The sequence below is a fragment of the Haliea sp. genome, from assembly GCF_040222615.1.
In the GTDB taxonomy this organism is placed as follows: domain Bacteria; phylum Pseudomonadota; class Gammaproteobacteria; order Pseudomonadales; family Halieaceae; genus Haliea.
Genome location: NZ_JAVKCQ010000030.1, coordinates 18,420 through 34,183, shown reverse-complemented (window position 1 = coordinate 34,183; position 15,764 = coordinate 18,420). Strand labels below are relative to the sequence as shown.

Below are 15,764 nucleotides of genomic sequence, written 5' to 3'. Positions count from 1 at the left end.
CATCCAGCAGGGCGTGCCCCATTCGACCGGCTGGATGCTACCGCGTCGGGCGACCTTCCCTCCACGGCGGTCGATTATTGGTGTTGGTAATATTCACGTGACTATGGCACACTCCCGCCTCAGCTCATTGCAGCCGGTTGCACATGAAGGTCATCCTGATAAGCCGAAAGCACGGCGGCTCCCGCTCCCTGGAGTTGGGTCGCTGGTCCCGTGCCCTGGTATCCCTGTGTTGTCTGGGGCTGCCTCTGGGCCTGGTGGCACTCGGGTACTTTGTGGGCCAGGAGACGCAGGCCCGCGATCTTCGTGATAATTCCCTCGATTCCCTGCAGGACGAACTCGCCTCCCAATCCACTGATCTCGAGTCCCTGCGCCTGGAAGCGGAGCGCAAGCTGCAGGCCATGACCATGGGGCTGGCAGAACTGCAGGCGCGAATGGTGCGTCTCGATGCTCTTGGCGAGCATCTCACCGCCATGGCCAACCTGCAGGACGGCGAATTCGATTTCAGCCAGCCGCCCGCGCTGGGTGGTCCGCTGGCCGGCGAGTTCAGCGTTGAATACCTGGCCCCGGACCTCACCGGCGAGTTGCAGAGCTTCGCCAACAAGCTCGACCAGCGGGAACAGCAGCTGGAGATCCTGGAGTCACTGCTGGCCCACCGCAAGCTCGATGAGCAGGCCTGGGTGTCCGGCCGGCCGGTGGAAAAAGGGTGGATATCCTCAGGTTTCGGGGCGCGCACGGATCCCTTTACCGGTAAACGCGCAGCGCACTACGGTATTGATTTTGCCGGCAAGGCCGGCTCCAGCGTCATCGCCGTCGCCGGTGGCGTAGTGACTTTCGTGGGCAAGGACAACAGCGGCTACGGCAAGATGGTGGAGATTTCCCACGGCGACGGCCTGCTGACCCGCTATGCCCACAACCAGGAGAACCTGGTCGAACCTGGCGATGTCGTGCGCAAGGGCCAGCCGGTGGCACTCATGGGTTCCAGCGGCCGCGCCACCGGTCCCCACGTCCATTTCGAAGTGTACAAGCACGGCCGCCCCGTCGATCCCTCCAGCTACGTGCATCGCACCCGACGCTGAACCCGCTCCATTCCTGATATGATTCCTTCGCCGGCCACTCCTGTGAGTGGGGCGGCGCCCTGACGTTTAATGCAGTGACCCACGATGATTACGACTACAATGAAGAAGATCTTCGGCACCCGCAATGACCGGGAGTTGAAGCGCATGGGCAAGATGGTGCGGCAGATCAACGGTCTGGCCGATGCCATGAAAGCCCTGGACGACACCGCCCTGGCGGCGAAGACCGGCGAGTTCCGCCAGCGCCTGGAGGCCGGGGAAAGCCTGGACCAGATCCTGCCCGAGGCCTTTGCGGTGGCGCGGGAGGCCAGCGAGCGTGCACTGGGCATGCGCCATTTCGACGTCCAGCTGATTGGCGGCATGGCGTTGCATGAAGGCAAGATTGCGGAGATGCGTACCGGTGAGGGCAAGACCCTGGTGGCGACCCTGCCCGCCTACCTCAACGCCCTGGCGGGCAACAGCGTGCATCTGATCACGGTCAACGACTATCTGGCGGGGCGCGATGCCCACTGGATGTCGCCGCTGTACAACTTTCTCGGCGTATCGGTGGGCGTGGTGAAGTCCGGCCAGACCCAGGAGCAGAAGCGCGAGGCCTACAGCGCCGACATTATCTATGGCACCAACAACGAATTCGGTTTCGACTACCTGCGCGACAACATGGCCTTCCGCATCGAGGATCGGATGCAGGGTGATCTCAGTTTCGCGATTGTCGACGAGGTGGACTCGATCCTGATCGACGAGGCCCGCACGCCGCTGGTGATTTCGGGCGCCTCCGAAGACAGTTCGCTGCTGTACAAGAAGATCAACCAGCTGATTCCGTCCCTGCGTCGCGACAGCGAGGAAGAGCCCGGCCACTACAGCGTCGACGAGAAGCAGCGCCAGATCGAGCTGACTGAAACCGGCCACGAACATGTGGAGGAGCTGCTTACCCGGGAGGGCCTGCTGCAGGAAGGTGAGAGCCTGTATGCGGCCACCAACCTGAACCTGCTGCACCACGTCTATTCCGGCCTGCGGGCCCACGTCCTGTTCCACCGCGATGTGGAGTACATCGTCCAGGGCGACCAGGTGGTGCTGATCGACGAACACACCGGCCGGACCATGACCGGGCGGCGGCTGTCGGAGGGTTTGCACCAGGCGATTGAGGCCAAGGAGGGAGTGCGTATCCAGAGCGAGAGCCAGACCCTCGCCTCCACCACCTTCCAGAATTATTTCCGCCTGTACAAGAAGCTGGCGGGCATGACCGGCACCGCCGACACCGAAGCTTTCGAATTCCGCCAGATCTACGGCCTCGACGTATTGGTCATCCCCACCAACAAGCCGGCGCAGCGTGTCGACCTCAACGACCTGGTCTACCTGACCCGGGAGGAGAAGTTCGACGCCATCCTCGCCGACGTCAAGGATTGCATGGAGAAGGGCGCGCCGGTGCTGGTGGGTACCGCATCGGTGGAGACTTCCGAGGAGCTGTCGCAGCGGTTCCGCAAGGCCGGGGTGCAGCACAAGGTCCTCAACGCCAAGTACCACGAGCAGGAGGCCGAGATCATTGCCCAGGCCGGCCGCCCCGGTGTGGTGACCATCGCCACCAACATGGCTGGCCGGGGCACCGATATCGTGCTCGGAGGCAACCTCGACGCCGAGCTGGAATCCTTCGGCGAGGTCAGTGACGAGAAGCGCGCGGAGCTGACCGCGGCCTGGCGCCAGCGGCACGAACAGGTACTCGCCGCCGGCGGCCTGCACATCCTCGGTACCGAGCGGCACGAATCGCGCCGAATCGACAACCAGCTGCGGGGCCGCGCCGGGCGCCAGGGAGACCCGGGGGTGTCCCGTTTCTACCTGTCGCTGGAAGACAACCTGATGCGCATATTTGCCTCCGATCGGGTCAAGGGCTTCATGCAGGCCCTGGGTATGGAGAAGGGCGAGGCCATCGAGCATCGCATGGTGACCAACGCCATCGAGAAAGCCCAGCGCAAGGTGGAGGGTCGCAACTTCGATATTCGCAAGCAGCTGCTGGAATACGATGACGTTGCCAACGACCAGCGCCAGATCATCTACAACCAGCGCAACGAACTGCTGGGTGAGGCGGACATTGCCGATACCATCTCCGCGATTCGCGAGGACGTGGTCAACGACGCCATCTCCAGTTACATCCCGCCGATGAGCGTAGAGGAGCAGTGGGATGTGCCAGGCCTGGAGCGCCAGCTGGAAGCGGAGTTCGCCAGCAAGCTGCCGCTGCAGGCCTGGCTGGACGCGGACGACAATCTGCACGAGGATGCTCTGCGGGAGAAGATTGTGGCGGCAATCCAGGCAGCCTACGACGCCAAGTGCGAGAGCGTCGGCCCGCCCATGCGCAAGATCGAGAAACAGATCATGCTGCAGGTGCTGGACAACCTGTGGAAGGACCATCTGGCGACCATGGACCACCTGCGCCAGGGCATTCACTTGCGTGCGTATGCGCAGAAAAATCCCAAGCAGGAGTACAAGCGGGAGTCCTTTGCCCTGTTCGAGCAGCTGCTGCAGAACCTGAAGTACGAAGTGGTCAAGTTCCTCAGTCATGTGCAGATCCAGCACCAGGACGAATCCGCATTGATCGAGGCACGGCGTCGGGAGGAGGCAGAGCGAGAGAAGCTGGCGTTCCAGCACGCGGCGGCATCGGCCATGGCGGAAGAAGCGCTGGCGGAAGATCCCGCTTCGCGCCAGCCCGAGCCGCCCCAGACCTTTACCCGGGAGCAGCCCAAGGTCGGCCGCAATGAGCCCTGTCCCTGCGGTAGCGGCAAGAAATACAAGCAGTGTCACGGACGGATTGAATAGCCCGGGTCGGGCAGCGGCGGAGAAGCGACAATGGCGGTAGGGGAACAGAACCTGGGAGAGCTGCTGCCGGTACCCGGCCTGCGGCTGGCGACGGTGTCAGCGGGGATCAAGAAGCCGGGTCGCAAGGACCTGGTGCTGCTGGAGCTCGCCCCGGGCAGCCACTGTGTCGGCGTGTTCACGCGCAATGCTTTCTGTGCGGCGCCGGTGACGGTGGCAAAGGACAGCCTGCGCGCGGTGGCCAATCGGCCCGCCTATCTGCTGGTCAATACCGGCAATGCCAATGCGGGCACCGGTGAGCGCGGCCTCGCGGATGCGCAGCGCTGCACCGCGGCCCTGGCCGAGATGACCGGCGTGGAGCCGGAAGCGGTGTTGCCGTTTTCCACCGGCGTCATCGGCGAGCCCCTGCCGGTACAGAAAATCATCGAGGCGCTGCCCAACGCACTGCTGGATCTCCGCGCTGACGGCTGGCTGGACGCTGCCCACGGCATCATGACCACGGACACCCGCCCCAAGGCCCATTCCCGGCGCTTTCACTGCGATGGCCGCGACTATGTGATGACCGGTATCGCCAAGGGTGCGGGCATGATCCGCCCCAATATGGCGACCATGCTGTCCTATGTGGCGACGGACGTGGCGGTTGCCCCGGCGCTGTTGCAGACGCTGCTGAGCGAGGCGGCGGAACTGTCTTTCAACCGCATCACCATCGATGGCGACACCTCAACCAACGACGCCTGCATGCTGGTCGCCACCGGGGCTGCCGGGAATCCGCTGCTGGATTCTGCTGACGCACCTCTCTGCCAGGCCTTGCGGGAAGCCCTGCAAAGCCTGTGCGTGGAGCTGGCCCAGGGCCTGGTGCGGGACGGGGAGGGCGCCAGCAAGTTCGTCACCGTCCAGGTCAACGGCGGCGGCGACGAGCAGGAGTGCCTCGACGTGGCCTTTACCATCGCCCATTCACCGCTGGTGAAGACCGCGCTGTTCGCCTCTGATCCCAACTGGGGGCGGCTGCTGGCGGCGATCGGACGGGCCGGGCTGGAGGCGCTGGACGTCAGCCGGGTTGGCGTCTACCTCAACGAGGTCCTGATAGCCGAGAACGGCTGCCGCGCCGCGAGCTACTCCGAGGAGCAGGGTGTTGCGGCGATGGCGCCGGAAGAGATCGTCATCCGTATCGAATTGCAGCGCGGCAGCGCCACAGCCACAGTCTGGACTACCGACTTTTCCTACGACTATGTGCGCATCAATGCCGAGTACCGGACCTGAATGGCGGCGGTCCATGTGGCAGTGGGCGTGGTGGTCGATGAGCAGGGGCGCATTCTGATCAGCCAGCGAGCCTCTGATGCTCACCAGGGTGGCCTGTGGGAGTTCCCGGGCGGCAAGGTGGAAGCCGGCGAGTCGGTGACCCGGGCGCTGGCGCGGGAGCTGCGGGAAGAGCTGGGTATCGGTTTCAGCGAATCCCGGCCGCTGTTGATTGTGCCGCATGACTACGGTGACAAGGCGGTGTTGCTGGATGTGCATCTGGTGAGCCAGTTAAGCGGCAACGCCCGCGGCCTGGAAGGACAGCCGCTGGCCTGGGTGACTGTACAGGAACTGCCCCGCTACGAATTCCCCGCCGCCAACGTGCCTATTGTGGAAGCGCTGCGCCGCGAACTGGGCGATGCACGCGGCGCCTAACGCCGCTGCTGCTCCGCCCGCTGCAGAAACTCCTTGTGCAGCTCGGCGACAATATCATCCAGCGCCGCCAGCGGGCCGCTGTTGTCCACCACGATATCGGCCAGTGCCAGTCGCTCCTGGCGCGGCAGCTGCGCCGCCATAATGCGTCTTACCTGGGCTTCGTCGTTGCTGTCCCGGTCCATGGTGCGCGCAAGCTGTACTTCCTCGGGTACGTCCACGACCACCACCAGTTCCGCAAGCTGGCGCTGGCTGGCTGATTCCAGCAGCAGGGGCGAGCTGAGGATGGTGTAGGGCGACTCCGATGCAGCCAGCTGCGCGCGGATTTCCTCGCCGATCAGCGGGTGGGTAAGCTGCTCCAGCCACTGCCGCTGCGCCGGGTCGGCGAATACGATAGCCCGCAGGGCAACCCGGTCCAGGGAGCCGTCCGCCCGCAGGACCTCGGCGCCAAAGTGCTCGGCTATGGCCTGCAGGGCGGGGCGGCCAGGCTCGACTACTACTCTGGCCGCGAGGTCCGCGTCCACCACGGTAACGCCCCGGCCGGCAAACCGGTCGGTGACCGCACTCTTGCCGCTGCCGATGCCGCCGGTGATGCCAATAATCAGGGTCATTGCGTGCCTGTTGTCCTTGCCGCCGGGTCAGGGCTGCGGTGCAGCTGTGCCGAGCCAGGCGGCGAGAATCTGTTCGCCCCAGACCAGTCCCAGCCAGCCCGCCGTGGCGAGATAGGGGCCAAAGGGAATCGGGACCTCGCGGCCGCGGCGTTTGATTACCATCAGGGCGATGCCCGCCACCGCTCCAACGATTGAAGACAACAGGATGATCAGCGGCAGGGCCTGCCATCCCAGCCAGGCGCCGAGTGCGGCGAGCAACTTGAAGTCGCCATAACCCATGCCCTCCTTGCCGGTGAGTAACCTGAACAGCCAGTACACGCTCCACAGGATGCCATAGCCGGCGATCGCCCCCAGTACTGCGTCCGCCAGGGGTACAAAGATGCCGCCAAGATTGAAGGCCAGCCCCAGCCAGAGCAGCGGCAGGGTAATATCGTCCGGCAGCAACTGGGTGTCGTAGTCGATCAGGGTAAGCGCGATCAGGGCCCAGGTCAGCAGCGCCGCGCCCAGCAGTTGCAGGCCCGGTCCAAAATGTATCCCCAGCCACAGGGTCAACAGGCCGGTCAGCAGTTCCACTACCGGGTAGCGGGGGGAAATTCGCACCCTGCAGTTGGCGCATTTGCCCCCCAGGGCCAGGTAGCTGAACACGGGAACATTGTGCCAGGGTTTCACCGGCGCCTTGCAGGCCGGGCAGTGGGAGTTGGGGGCAGCGAGGTTCAGGGCCGGTTCAGCTTCTGCTGGCGTCTGCTCCAGCAGTTCGCAGCAGTCCCGCCGCCACTGCGCCTGCATCATCAGCGGCAGGCGGTAGGCCACGACGTTGAGGAAGCTGCCAACGACCAGGCCCAGAAGCAGCAGGCAGGTCGCCAGCCACCCGGGGTGCTGGGCAAATACGTCTAGCAAACTGGCTCCCCCGCCGGCAAGGCCCTCAGATTACCGAGCCGAGCATGAAGATCGGCAGGTACATGGCGATCATCAGGCCACCCACCAGCACACCCAGCACCGACATGATAATGGGCTCCATCAGCGAACTGAGGCTGTCCACGGCGTTGTCTACCGCTTCCTCATAGTGCTGCGCCACCTTGTCCAGCATGTCGTCCAGGGCGCCGGATTCCTCGCCGATGGAGACCATCTGCAACAGCATATTGGGAAACAGGCCGGTGGCCTTGACTGCCTGGTAGAGCGTGGTGCCGGTGGTGACGTCGTCCCGGATCTGGATGATCGCCTTGCTGTACACCGAGTTGCCGGCAGCGCCGGCAGTGGAATTGAGCGCATCCACCAGCGGGACACCGGCGGCAAAAGTGGTGGCCAGGGTGCGGGAAAACCGCGCGACCACCGCATCGTGGACGATACCTCCCACGACCGGCAGGCGCAGGGCCAGGCGGTCCAGGAATTCGGAGAACGCCACCGAGCGGTGCTTGAACTCCATCAACGCATAGCCGGTGGCCAGCATGCCGAGCAGGATGATAAACCACCAGTCCTGCATGAAGTTGGACAGCCCCACCACCATCAGGGTAAAGGCCGGCAGGTCCGAGCCGAAGCTGCGGAAGGTTTCCGCGAACTGGGGCACCACCTTGATCAGCAGGATGGCGGTGACCACGATGGCGACAACCACCACCGCTGTCGGGTAGGTCATCGCCTTCTTGATCTTGGCCTTGAGCTGCTCGGTCTTTTCCTTGTAGGTGGCTACCCGACCCAACATCACTTCCAGGGTTCCGGAGGCCTCGCCGGAGGCCACCAGGCTGCAGAACAGGTCGTCAAACTGGCGCGGGTACTTGGCGAGAGAGGGCGCCAGGCCCGACCCGGAGGCGACGTCATTCTTGATATTGACCACCAGCTCGCGCATCTTCGGCTTTTCCAGGCCCTCCGCCACGATATCGAAGCTCTGCACCAGCGGCACCCCGGCCTTCATCATGGTCGCCAACTGGCGGGTGAAGATGGCGATGTCCGAGGCCTTGATCGGCTTGCCGCTATTGAATAACGGTTTTGCCTTTTTCTTCACCGATTTTGGCTTGATACCCTGGGTGCGCAGCTGCGCCTTGGCCATGGCTGAGCTCTGGGCCGAGACTTCCCCCTGGGCGTTGCGGCCGTTGCGGTCGGTACCGTTCCACTGGAACACATACTTCGCAACGCCCTTGGTCATTGTCTTGCTTGCCATAATGCTGCCCGTTCCCTGCTATTGCCTGGTCTGCTGCTAGTCGGTTGTGACCCGGTTGACCTCTTCCAGGCTGGTGAGTCCATTGGCGACCTTCACGAGTGCCGACTGGTGCAGGTCCCGGAAGCCCTCCTCCCGCGCCTGCTTGTGAATCTCCATGGCGTTGCCGTGGGCCAGAATCAGCTGGGCGATGCTGGGGGTGATGCGCACCACTTCGTAGATACCCACCCGGCCCTTGTAGCCGTCCTTGCACAGTTCACAGCCCACCGCCTTGCGGATGTTCGCCGTGGCCAGCTGCTCCTCGGTGAAGCCCGCCTGCAGCAGTACCTCCTGCGGGATATCGTCCGCCGGCGCGCTGCACTCCTTGCACAGGCGCCGCGCGAGGCGCTGGGCGATGATCAGGTTGACCGAAGTGGCGACGTTGAATGAGGGTACGCCCATGTTCAGGAGGCGGGTAACCGTCTCCGCGGCGCTGTTGGTGTGCAGGGTGGACAACACCAGGTGACCGGTCTGGGCGGCCTTGATGGCGATCTCCGCTGTTTCCAGGTCGCGGATCTCCCCCACCATGATGACGTCCGGGTCCTGGCGCAGGAAGGAGCGCAGCGCTTCGGCGAAGTTCAGCCCGACCTTGGGGTTGACGTGGACCTGGTTGATCCCTTCCATATTGATTTCCACCGGGTCTTCCGCGGTGGAAATATTGCGCTCCGGCTGGTTCAGCAGGTTGATGCCGGTGTACAGCGATACGGTTTTACCGGACCCGGTAGGACCGGTGACCAGGATCATGCCCTGGGGCTTGCTCAGGGCATTGAGATACATTTCCTTCTGGTCTTCCTCGTAGCCCAGGGCGTCGATGCCCATCTGGGCGCTGCTGGGGTCGAGGATACGCAGCACCACCTTTTCCCCGAACAGGGTCGGCAGGGTGTTGACCCGGAAGTCGATGGCCCGGTTGCGGGACAGCTTCATCTGGATGCGCCCGTCCTGGGGTACGCGGCGCTCCGAGATATCCATCTGCGACATGATCTTGAGGCGTGCGGCCATCCGCGCAGCGAGGTTCTTTGGCGGCTTCACCACTTCCCGCAGGATGCCGTCGGTGCGGAATCGCACGCGGTAATTCTTCTCGTAGGGCTCGAAGTGGATGTCGGATGCGCCCTGCTTGATGGCGTCGATCAGCACCTTGTTGATGAAGCGCACGATGGGCGTTTCATCAACGTTGTCGGTATTTTCCTCTTTGCCCGGCTCGTCGCCGCCGGAGATGTCGATGTTGTCGAAATCCTCGGTATCAAGGTCCCCGAGGTCCCCGACCATGTTGTCCTGGGCATCCACCCACTGGCTGATAACCTTGCTGAGAGTCCGCTCCTCCACCAGTACCGCATCGGTGTTGATGCCGGTGTGAAACTTGATTTCATCCAGCGCGGCGAGATTGGTGGGATCGGACACGGCAATGAACAGGCGGTTGCCGCGGCGATACAGGGGCAGGGCGTGGTGTTTGGTTACCAGGTTGGCGTCCACCAGCCCCGCGGGCTGCGTGGCCATATTGAAGGCGGCGATGTCGAACAGGGGAACCCCGAACTCCACCGAGGCGACTTCAGCGATACGCTGGCTGTCCAGATTGAGCTTGTCGACCAGGTATTTCACCAGGGGCACGCGTTCGTAGGCGGCCTCTCGCTGGGCTTCCTTGGCGTTTTCGGCGCTGAGCAGGCCTTCCACCACCAGTCGACCGGCCAAGCCACTTAGCTGCCCTATTGCTCTTTCATTCATCCGGTGTGCATCCCTGACTGTCGCTTTGTTGTCTGCACGAGTTAGCGGTTACGCTCTAGTATACTCACACTAAGTTAATGCTAATACCCTGTTTCGCCTGTAAAAGCATGATTTTATGTGGAATTCTTGGGCTTTTTTGTGCCGTGGCAGGGTGGGGCGCGGGCGGGATGGGCCAGTGGCTATCGCCTGACTGCCGTAAATTGTCACATAAGGCCACTGTCTGCCCCATGTGGGTCATGGCGCGCGACCGGGCGAAATCGAAGTGTGAGCACCGCGGCGCGCCAAGTGGCTGAAAAACAAAGGGAAAAATTCATGCCCGCTGGGCGCTCGAAGTTGGCATGAGGTGTGCATGTTCTCTTTTGCAGCATGCTGCCAGGGGCAGTTGAGCTTATGTGAACGAAACCCCCCAGGGGAAAGGAGCAGGAAACATGAAGATGCAACAGGTGCAAAAGGGTTTTACCCTGATCGAACTGATGATCGTGATCGCGATCGTCGGTATTCTGGCTGCCATCGCGCTGCCGGCATACCAGGATTACACGGTGCGCGCGCGGATGTCAGAGCCGATGGCGAAGCTTTCCGAGGCGAAGGCGACTATCGCCGAATTCTATTCCTCGCAGCTCGAGTCTCCGGATACGCTGGCAGAAGCGGGACTGCTCGGTGAAGAAGACGATATCGGGACGGAAATCGTCCAGTCGATGACTCTCGAAGTAAACAGTCTGGCACCGGTTGTATCGATCTTCGTGCATGCATCGGTGTTGCCTGGCGAGAGTTCCGATCTGGCGTTCCAGCTCTCCGGCGTGACCCGCGCCGATGGGACCATTACCTGGAAGTGCCGCCCGGGTGCAGGCAACGCTCAGGCTACGCCAATGCTGACCAAGTGGCTGCCCACCAGCTGCCGCGGCTAAGCACTATAGCGTTAGATTGAGCCCGGCGATGCCGGGCTTTTTTTTGTCCTGCAGTGTAACCTTGCGCTTTTGATTCTGGTTGTCTGGCCGTGAATGTTCGTGGGTATTGCCTTGCCGCATTGATCGGCGCGTTCCTCACCGTACTGCTGTACCTGCCCGGCCTGTCCGGCCCCTGGCTGTTCGACGATCACCCCAACCTGCTGCAAAACCCCCAGCTGGAGTTCGATCCGCGGGTCGCCGACGAGTGGCGCACGGCGGCGCTCAGCTCCAATTCCGGTCCCCTGCGGCGGCCGCTGGCGATGCTGAGCTTTGCCGCCCAGGCAGCCGCCGACGGCGCGCTTCACCCCCTGGCCCTGAAGGCGGGTAACCTCGCCCTGCACCTGCTGTGCGCGGTCCTGGTCGGCGGGCTGGCCTGGTCCATACTGGCCGTGGTGGAGCCCGGAGCCCCGGCTTCGCGGCGCCGCCTGTGGGCGCTGTTCGCGGCGGCACTTTGGGCCCTGCAGCCATTGCATGTGTCCACGGTGCTGTACCCGGTACAACGCATGGCCCAGGTCGCGGCGCTGTTTATGCTGGCGGGTCTGTGGCTGTACGCGCACTGGCGCCAGCGCTGGGCGCTGCGGGGCGCCACCCCGGCGGAGCTGGGGGCGGCGGCCATCTGGCTGGCACTGCTCACCGGTCTGGCGGCGCTGGGCAAGGAGAACGGATTGCTGCTGCCCTGGCTGCTGCTTGCGCTGGAGGTGAGTCTCTTCCGCGGGCGCTGGGCGGGTCGTGAATCCGCCCTCCTGTTGCGCCTGGGGTGGGTGCTGCTGCTGTTGCCGCTATTCCTGGGGCTGGCACTGTTGCTGCAGGCGCCTGACTGGTTGCTGGGCGGCTACAATAACCGCGACTTCACCCTGTTGGAGCGCCTGCTGACCCAGGCCCGGTTGCTCTGGCAATACCTCTACCTGCTGGTCGTTCCTGATATCGGTGCGATGGGGCTGCACCACGATGACCTGAGGCTATCCCGGAGCCTGCTCACCCCGTGGACCACGGCGCTGGCGCTGGCGGCCTGGTTACTGTTGGTGGCCGTCGCTGTCTGGCTGCGTCATCGTCTCCCCCTGTTGCTGCTGGCAGTGCTGGTGTACCTGCTCGGGCACAGCATGGAATCGGGGCCCTGGCCGCTGGAGATGGTGTTCGAACACCGCAATTACCTGCCCAGCGCGGGGCTCGCTGTGTTCGCCGGCTGGGCGCTGGGGCAGGGAATCGCCCGTCTCGGCCCGCTGCCCGCGGTGGCAGTGCCGCTGCTGTGCTGCCTGATCTATGGCGGCTTTTTGTTTGTGCGTAGCAGCACCTGGTCCGATGAGCTTCGTCTGGCGCAGGTCAATAGCCTCAACCATCCCGATTCGGTGCGGGCCCGACATGCGGTGGCCAATGTCCTGATGGAGCGTTTCCTGGCCCCGCAGGACCATGGGCTCGATCGTCAGCAGCGTGCGATTTACCTGGCCGAGGCGCGCCAGCGCTACCAAGAGAATTACCGGAGCAACGCCGCTGACCTCGGGTCCCTGATCATGCTGTACCAGATCGACAGCGGCTATTACGGCGATCAGGCTGATCCCGGGCGCTGGCTGGCGCTGGCCAGGGACGCGGTGCAGTCGAAGGTGCTGCAGGTCTCGGATTATATTGCCCTGCAGTCCCTTATGCGGTGCCTCGGTGCGGGCCGCTGCCGCGCCGCGGGGGGCGAAGCGGAGCTGCTGATCACAGAGCTTGAGCAGCGCTACCCCGGTTCCTTGCGCATCGCCAGGCTGCACTACGAGTACCTGCTGGCGACTGCCGCGCCGCGGGAAGCGCGCATGGCGGTGCTGGAGCAGCACCTGGCTCCTTCGGTGGCAGCCAGCCGCCTGCGCTATCGGTTGATAGAGGAACTGGGCGCGGAGCAGCGCTTCGGGCCCATTTTTGAGCAGGCGCGGGTCCTGCTGGCCAACGACCCCGGGTATCGCGAGCTCAGCTCGCTGCGGCACATGTTCTCCACCAGCCGAGTAGAGGCGCCATGATGCAGCGGGCAGCCCGTTCCTGGCCGGTCGCCCTGCCGCTGCTGGCAGTGCTGCTGGCACTGACAGCATGGCTGTATTGGCCGGGCACCAGTGGGCCACCCCTGCTGGACGATATGTCCAGCGTGCTGGTCATCGACGATCTGCAAGGTGAGCGCGAGCGTTTCTGGGACGTGGTGCTTGGCGACGGCTCCGGCCCGCTGGGGCGCCCGGTTACCATGCTCAGTTTCGCCGTGGAAAAGCTCTGGTTGGATGACAGCCTGCAGACCAGCAAGCGGGTCAATCTGGTCCTGCACCTGGTTAACGGCGTGCTGGTGGCGGCGATATTCGGCGTGCTGCTGGCCCACCTGGCGGCTCCGGCGGCGCCGATACTGGCCACCCTGCTGGCGGGGGCCTGGCTGCTGGCGCCGCTGCAGGTCAGCACGGTTCTCTATGTCGTGCAGCGCATGGCCATGCTCAGCACGACATTCATGCTGTGCACCCTGCTGGCCTGGCTGCTCTGGCGCCGGGGCCTCGCAGCGGGCCGGTTGGCCTGGCACTGGCTGGCACTGGTGCTGCTGTCAGCGCTGGTCGCGATCTTTGCCAAGGAAAACGCGGTAGTGATTATCCCGGTGTTGCTGCTGCTGGAGGCTCTTTGGTTCCAGTGCCGGGACACGCAGGGGCGTGTCATGCCGCGCTGGCGGCGGGCTGTGCACGGCGCTATCGGCGCCGGCGCGGCGGGTTTGCTGCTGGTCGCGGCGTGGCGCTGGGAGGCGCTTGCGGCGGCCTTTCGTCACCGCCCGTTCAGCCTGGAGGAGCGGCTGCTGACCCAGCTGCGGGTGCTCTGGGATTACGTGGGGCAGCTGTGGTGGCCGGACCCGCAGCGCTTGGGGGTATACCACGATGACTTCGCGATCTCCCACAGCCTGACCGAACCGCTCACCACCCTGTGGGCCGCGATCGCCTGGGGCGTCGTCGGCGCCCTGACACTGCTGGCATTGCGCTGGCGCCAGGGGCGCTGGGCCGCACTGGGGATTGCCTGGTTTCTGGTGGGGCATGCGGTCGAGGGCAGTGTCCTGCCGCTGGAGCTGTACTTCGAGCACCGCAATTACTTTCCGGCCCTGGGGCTATTCCTGCTGCTGGGTCTGGGATTGCTGGCGCTGATGCGCCTGGGGCCGCCAATGGTGGCTCCGGTTCTCACCCTGCTGGCGGTGTATGTGTTCTGGCTGGGGCTGCAGACCTCGCCGCTGGTGCAGATCTGGTCCAGCCGGCCACTGCTGGCCATGCACCATGTCAACGGCCACCCCGGCTCTGCCCGGGCGAACACCGACATGGCCGTGTTGTTGGCGGGCGCGGGCGCTCTGGCGGAAGCGCGACAGTACTCGGAACGGGCGTTCCGGGCCAGCAGCGGCGAGCGCGACGCCGACCGGGCGCTGCGCGATCTGGCCCTGGCCTGTCTTGCCGCTGTTGCCGTCGCCCCGGCTGAAAGCCTAGCGAGTGGTGCGGTCAATCCTCAGCGCCCGGTGAGTTCGGTGACAACGCTGCTGACACTGGTCAGGCTGCTGCAGGATAATGCCTGCCCGGGTTTTCCGCGGGCGCAGTTTGCCGATCACATGGCGACCCTGTTCCTGGTGGATGACTTCGAGCGCAGGGCGGCGGCCAACGTCTATTCCAGCCTGGCGGTGCTCGAAAATGCCCTGGGGCGGTTCGAGTACGCCCTCGAATATACCGAGCAGTTCCTGGCGCTGTCCCCCGACAACACTCGCGGCCAGCTTATGAAGCTGCATTTCGCCACCGCCTTGGGTAAAGTGGCGGTCGCAGAGGAAATGATCGCGGCCCTGCAGGTCAAGCAGGCTGCGGGTGAGCTGAATGTCGGTGAGCAGCAGACACTGGCACTGTATACGGAGCAGCCATAGTTGAAATTTTCCATCGTCATTCCGGCCAAGAACGAGGAGCAGGGTCTCGCCCTGTTCCTGCCGCGGCTGCGGGAGCTGTACCCCGAGGTGCCGATAACCGTGGTCGACGACGGTTCCACCGATGGCACGCGCGCCGTCTGCGAGTCGGCGGGGGTGCAGGTGCTGTCACAGCCCTACTCCAAGGGCAACGGCGCCGCGATCAAGGCCGGCGCGCTGGCGGCGAGGGGCGACTACATCGTGTTTCTGGACGGTGATGGCCAGCACAACCCCGAGGACATCGCGCGCCTGCTGGCAAAACTGGACGAGGGCTATGATCTGGTGGTCGGCGCCCGCAGCGGCCGGGAGATGCAGGCCAGCATCGCCCGCTGGAGCGCCAATGCGTTCTACAACCGTCTCGCCAGCTGGATGGTCAACCGGCGCATCGATGATCTCACCTCGGGCTTTCGCGCGGTCAACCGACGCAAATTCCTGAGCTTCCTGTATCTGTTGCCCAACGGTTTCAGCTACCCGACGACCTCGACCATGGCTTTCTTCCGGGCGGGTTATTCGGTGGGCTTTGTCCCCATCGAAGTCAGCCAGCGCCTGGGCAGGAGCCACATCAACCTGCTGCGCGACGGGGTGCGATTCTTCCTGATCATCTTCAAGATCGGCACGCTGTATTCGCCGCTCAAGGTCTACTTTCCGGTATCGGTATTGACCTCGGGACTGGGTGTGTTCAATTACCTGGCAGCGACCCTGACCAGCGGTTCCTGGCGCTTTACCAACATGAGCACACTGCTGGTGCTTGCGGGCATGATCGTGTTCCTGATCGGCCTGCTGTCAGAGCAGCTGACCAACCTGCAGTTCAAGGATGTGGATCACGGGGAGGATCGTTGA

General features: G+C 64.0%; 12 protein-coding genes. 8 read left to right on the top strand and 4 right to left on the bottom strand.

Features of this window, described 5'->3' with window-relative positions:
* Positions 1-143: 143 nt before the first annotated feature.
* The 4 genes from RJQ10_RS03210 (at position 144) to mutT (ending at position 5,546) form a co-directional block, all read left to right on the top strand.
* Entirely contained in the window at positions 144-1,076 is a 933-nt protein-coding gene (locus tag RJQ10_RS03210) for a M23 family metallopeptidase (protein ID WP_350143572.1), read from the top strand.
* Positions 1,077-1,160: 84 nt separating this feature from the next.
* On the top strand, positions 1,161-3,878 hold the full coding sequence (secA, locus tag RJQ10_RS03205) for a preprotein translocase subunit SecA (RefSeq protein ID WP_350143570.1): 2,718 nt from the start codon (positions 1,161-1,163) through the stop codon (positions 3,876-3,878).
* Between the two features lie 30 nt (positions 3,879-3,908).
* On the top strand, positions 3,909-5,135 hold the full coding sequence (gene argJ / locus RJQ10_RS03200; RefSeq protein WP_350143568.1) for a bifunctional glutamate N-acetyltransferase/amino-acid acetyltransferase ArgJ: 1,227 nt from the start codon (positions 3,909-3,911) through the stop codon (positions 5,133-5,135).
* Positions 5,136-5,546, top strand: coding sequence for an 8-oxo-dGTP diphosphatase MutT (mutT, locus tag RJQ10_RS03195; RefSeq protein WP_350143566.1), 411 nt, complete (start codon positions 5,136-5,138; stop codon positions 5,544-5,546).
* On the opposite strand, the gene coaE is transcribed toward mutT, so the two are convergent.
* From coaE to pilB, 4 genes are read right to left on the bottom strand one after another with little or no spacing between them, the layout of a single operon-like run.
* Entirely contained in the window at positions 5,543-6,154 is a 612-nt protein-coding gene (gene coaE / locus RJQ10_RS03190; RefSeq protein WP_350143564.1) for a dephospho-CoA kinase, read from the bottom strand. The genes mutT and coaE overlap by 4 nt on opposite strands.
* A 27-nt stretch (positions 6,155-6,181) precedes the next feature.
* Positions 6,182-7,051: a prepilin peptidase gene (locus RJQ10_RS03185; RefSeq protein WP_350143562.1), complete on the bottom strand. Its 870-nt coding sequence runs from the start codon at positions 7,049-7,051 to the stop codon at positions 6,182-6,184.
* Positions 7,052-7,076: 25 nt separating this feature from the next.
* A complete protein-coding gene (locus RJQ10_RS03180) occupies positions 7,077-8,306 on the bottom strand; it encodes a type II secretion system F family protein (RefSeq protein ID WP_350143560.1) in 1,230 nt (409 codons plus the stop codon).
* Between the two features lie 36 nt (positions 8,307-8,342).
* Positions 8,343-10,061, bottom strand: coding sequence for a type IV-A pilus assembly ATPase PilB (pilB, locus tag RJQ10_RS03175; protein WP_350143558.1), 1,719 nt, complete (start codon positions 10,059-10,061; stop codon positions 8,343-8,345).
* A 428-nt stretch (positions 10,062-10,489) separates the two neighbouring features.
* On the opposite strand from pilB, the gene RJQ10_RS03170 reads away from it, so the two are divergent.
* The 4 genes from RJQ10_RS03170 (at position 10,490) to RJQ10_RS03155 (ending at position 15,764) form a co-directional block, all read left to right on the top strand.
* A complete protein-coding gene (locus tag RJQ10_RS03170) occupies positions 10,490-10,966 on the top strand; it encodes a pilin (RefSeq protein WP_350143556.1) in 477 nt (158 codons plus the stop codon).
* 89 nt (positions 10,967-11,055) lie between these two features.
* Entirely contained in the window at positions 11,056-12,996 is a 1,941-nt protein-coding gene (locus RJQ10_RS03165) for a hypothetical protein (RefSeq protein WP_350143554.1), read from the top strand.
* Positions 12,993-14,888 carry a hypothetical protein gene (locus tag RJQ10_RS03160; protein WP_350143552.1) on the top strand — a complete coding sequence of 632 codons (1,896 nt, stop codon included), beginning with the start codon at positions 12,993-12,995 and terminating at the stop codon, positions 14,886-14,888. The genes RJQ10_RS03165 and RJQ10_RS03160 overlap by 4 nt, the downstream gene beginning before the upstream one ends.
* The gene (locus RJQ10_RS03155) at positions 14,889-15,764 is read left to right on the top strand and encodes a glycosyltransferase family 2 protein (protein WP_350143550.1); all 876 of its coding nucleotides are present in this window, start codon (positions 14,889-14,891) and stop codon (positions 15,762-15,764) included.

Coding starts and splice junctions, on each gene's coding strand:
- RJQ10_RS03160 (WP_350143552.1), top strand. CDS start 12,993: ATGATGCAGCGGGCAGCCCGTTCCTGGCCGGTCGCCCTGCCGCTGCTG.
- argJ (WP_350143568.1), top strand. CDS start 3,909: ATGGCGGTAGGGGAACAGAACCTGGGAGAGCTGCTGCCGGTACCCGGC.
- RJQ10_RS03210 (WP_350143572.1), top strand. CDS start 144: ATGAAGGTCATCCTGATAAGCCGAAAGCACGGCGGCTCCCGCTCCCTG.
- mutT (WP_350143566.1), top strand. CDS start 5,136: ATGGCGGCGGTCCATGTGGCAGTGGGCGTGGTGGTCGATGAGCAGGGG.
- RJQ10_RS03180 (WP_350143560.1), bottom strand. CDS start 8,306: ATGGCAAGCAAGACAATGACCAAGGGCGTTGCGAAGTATGTGTTCCAG.
- coaE (WP_350143564.1), bottom strand. CDS start 6,154: ATGACCCTGATTATTGGCATCACCGGCGGCATCGGCAGCGGCAAGAGT.
- pilB (WP_350143558.1), bottom strand. CDS start 10,061: ATGAATGAAAGAGCAATAGGGCAGCTAAGTGGCTTGGCCGGTCGACTG.
- RJQ10_RS03170 (WP_350143556.1), top strand. CDS start 10,490: ATGAAGATGCAACAGGTGCAAAAGGGTTTTACCCTGATCGAACTGATG.
- secA (WP_350143570.1), top strand. CDS start 1,161: ATGATTACGACTACAATGAAGAAGATCTTCGGCACCCGCAATGACCGG.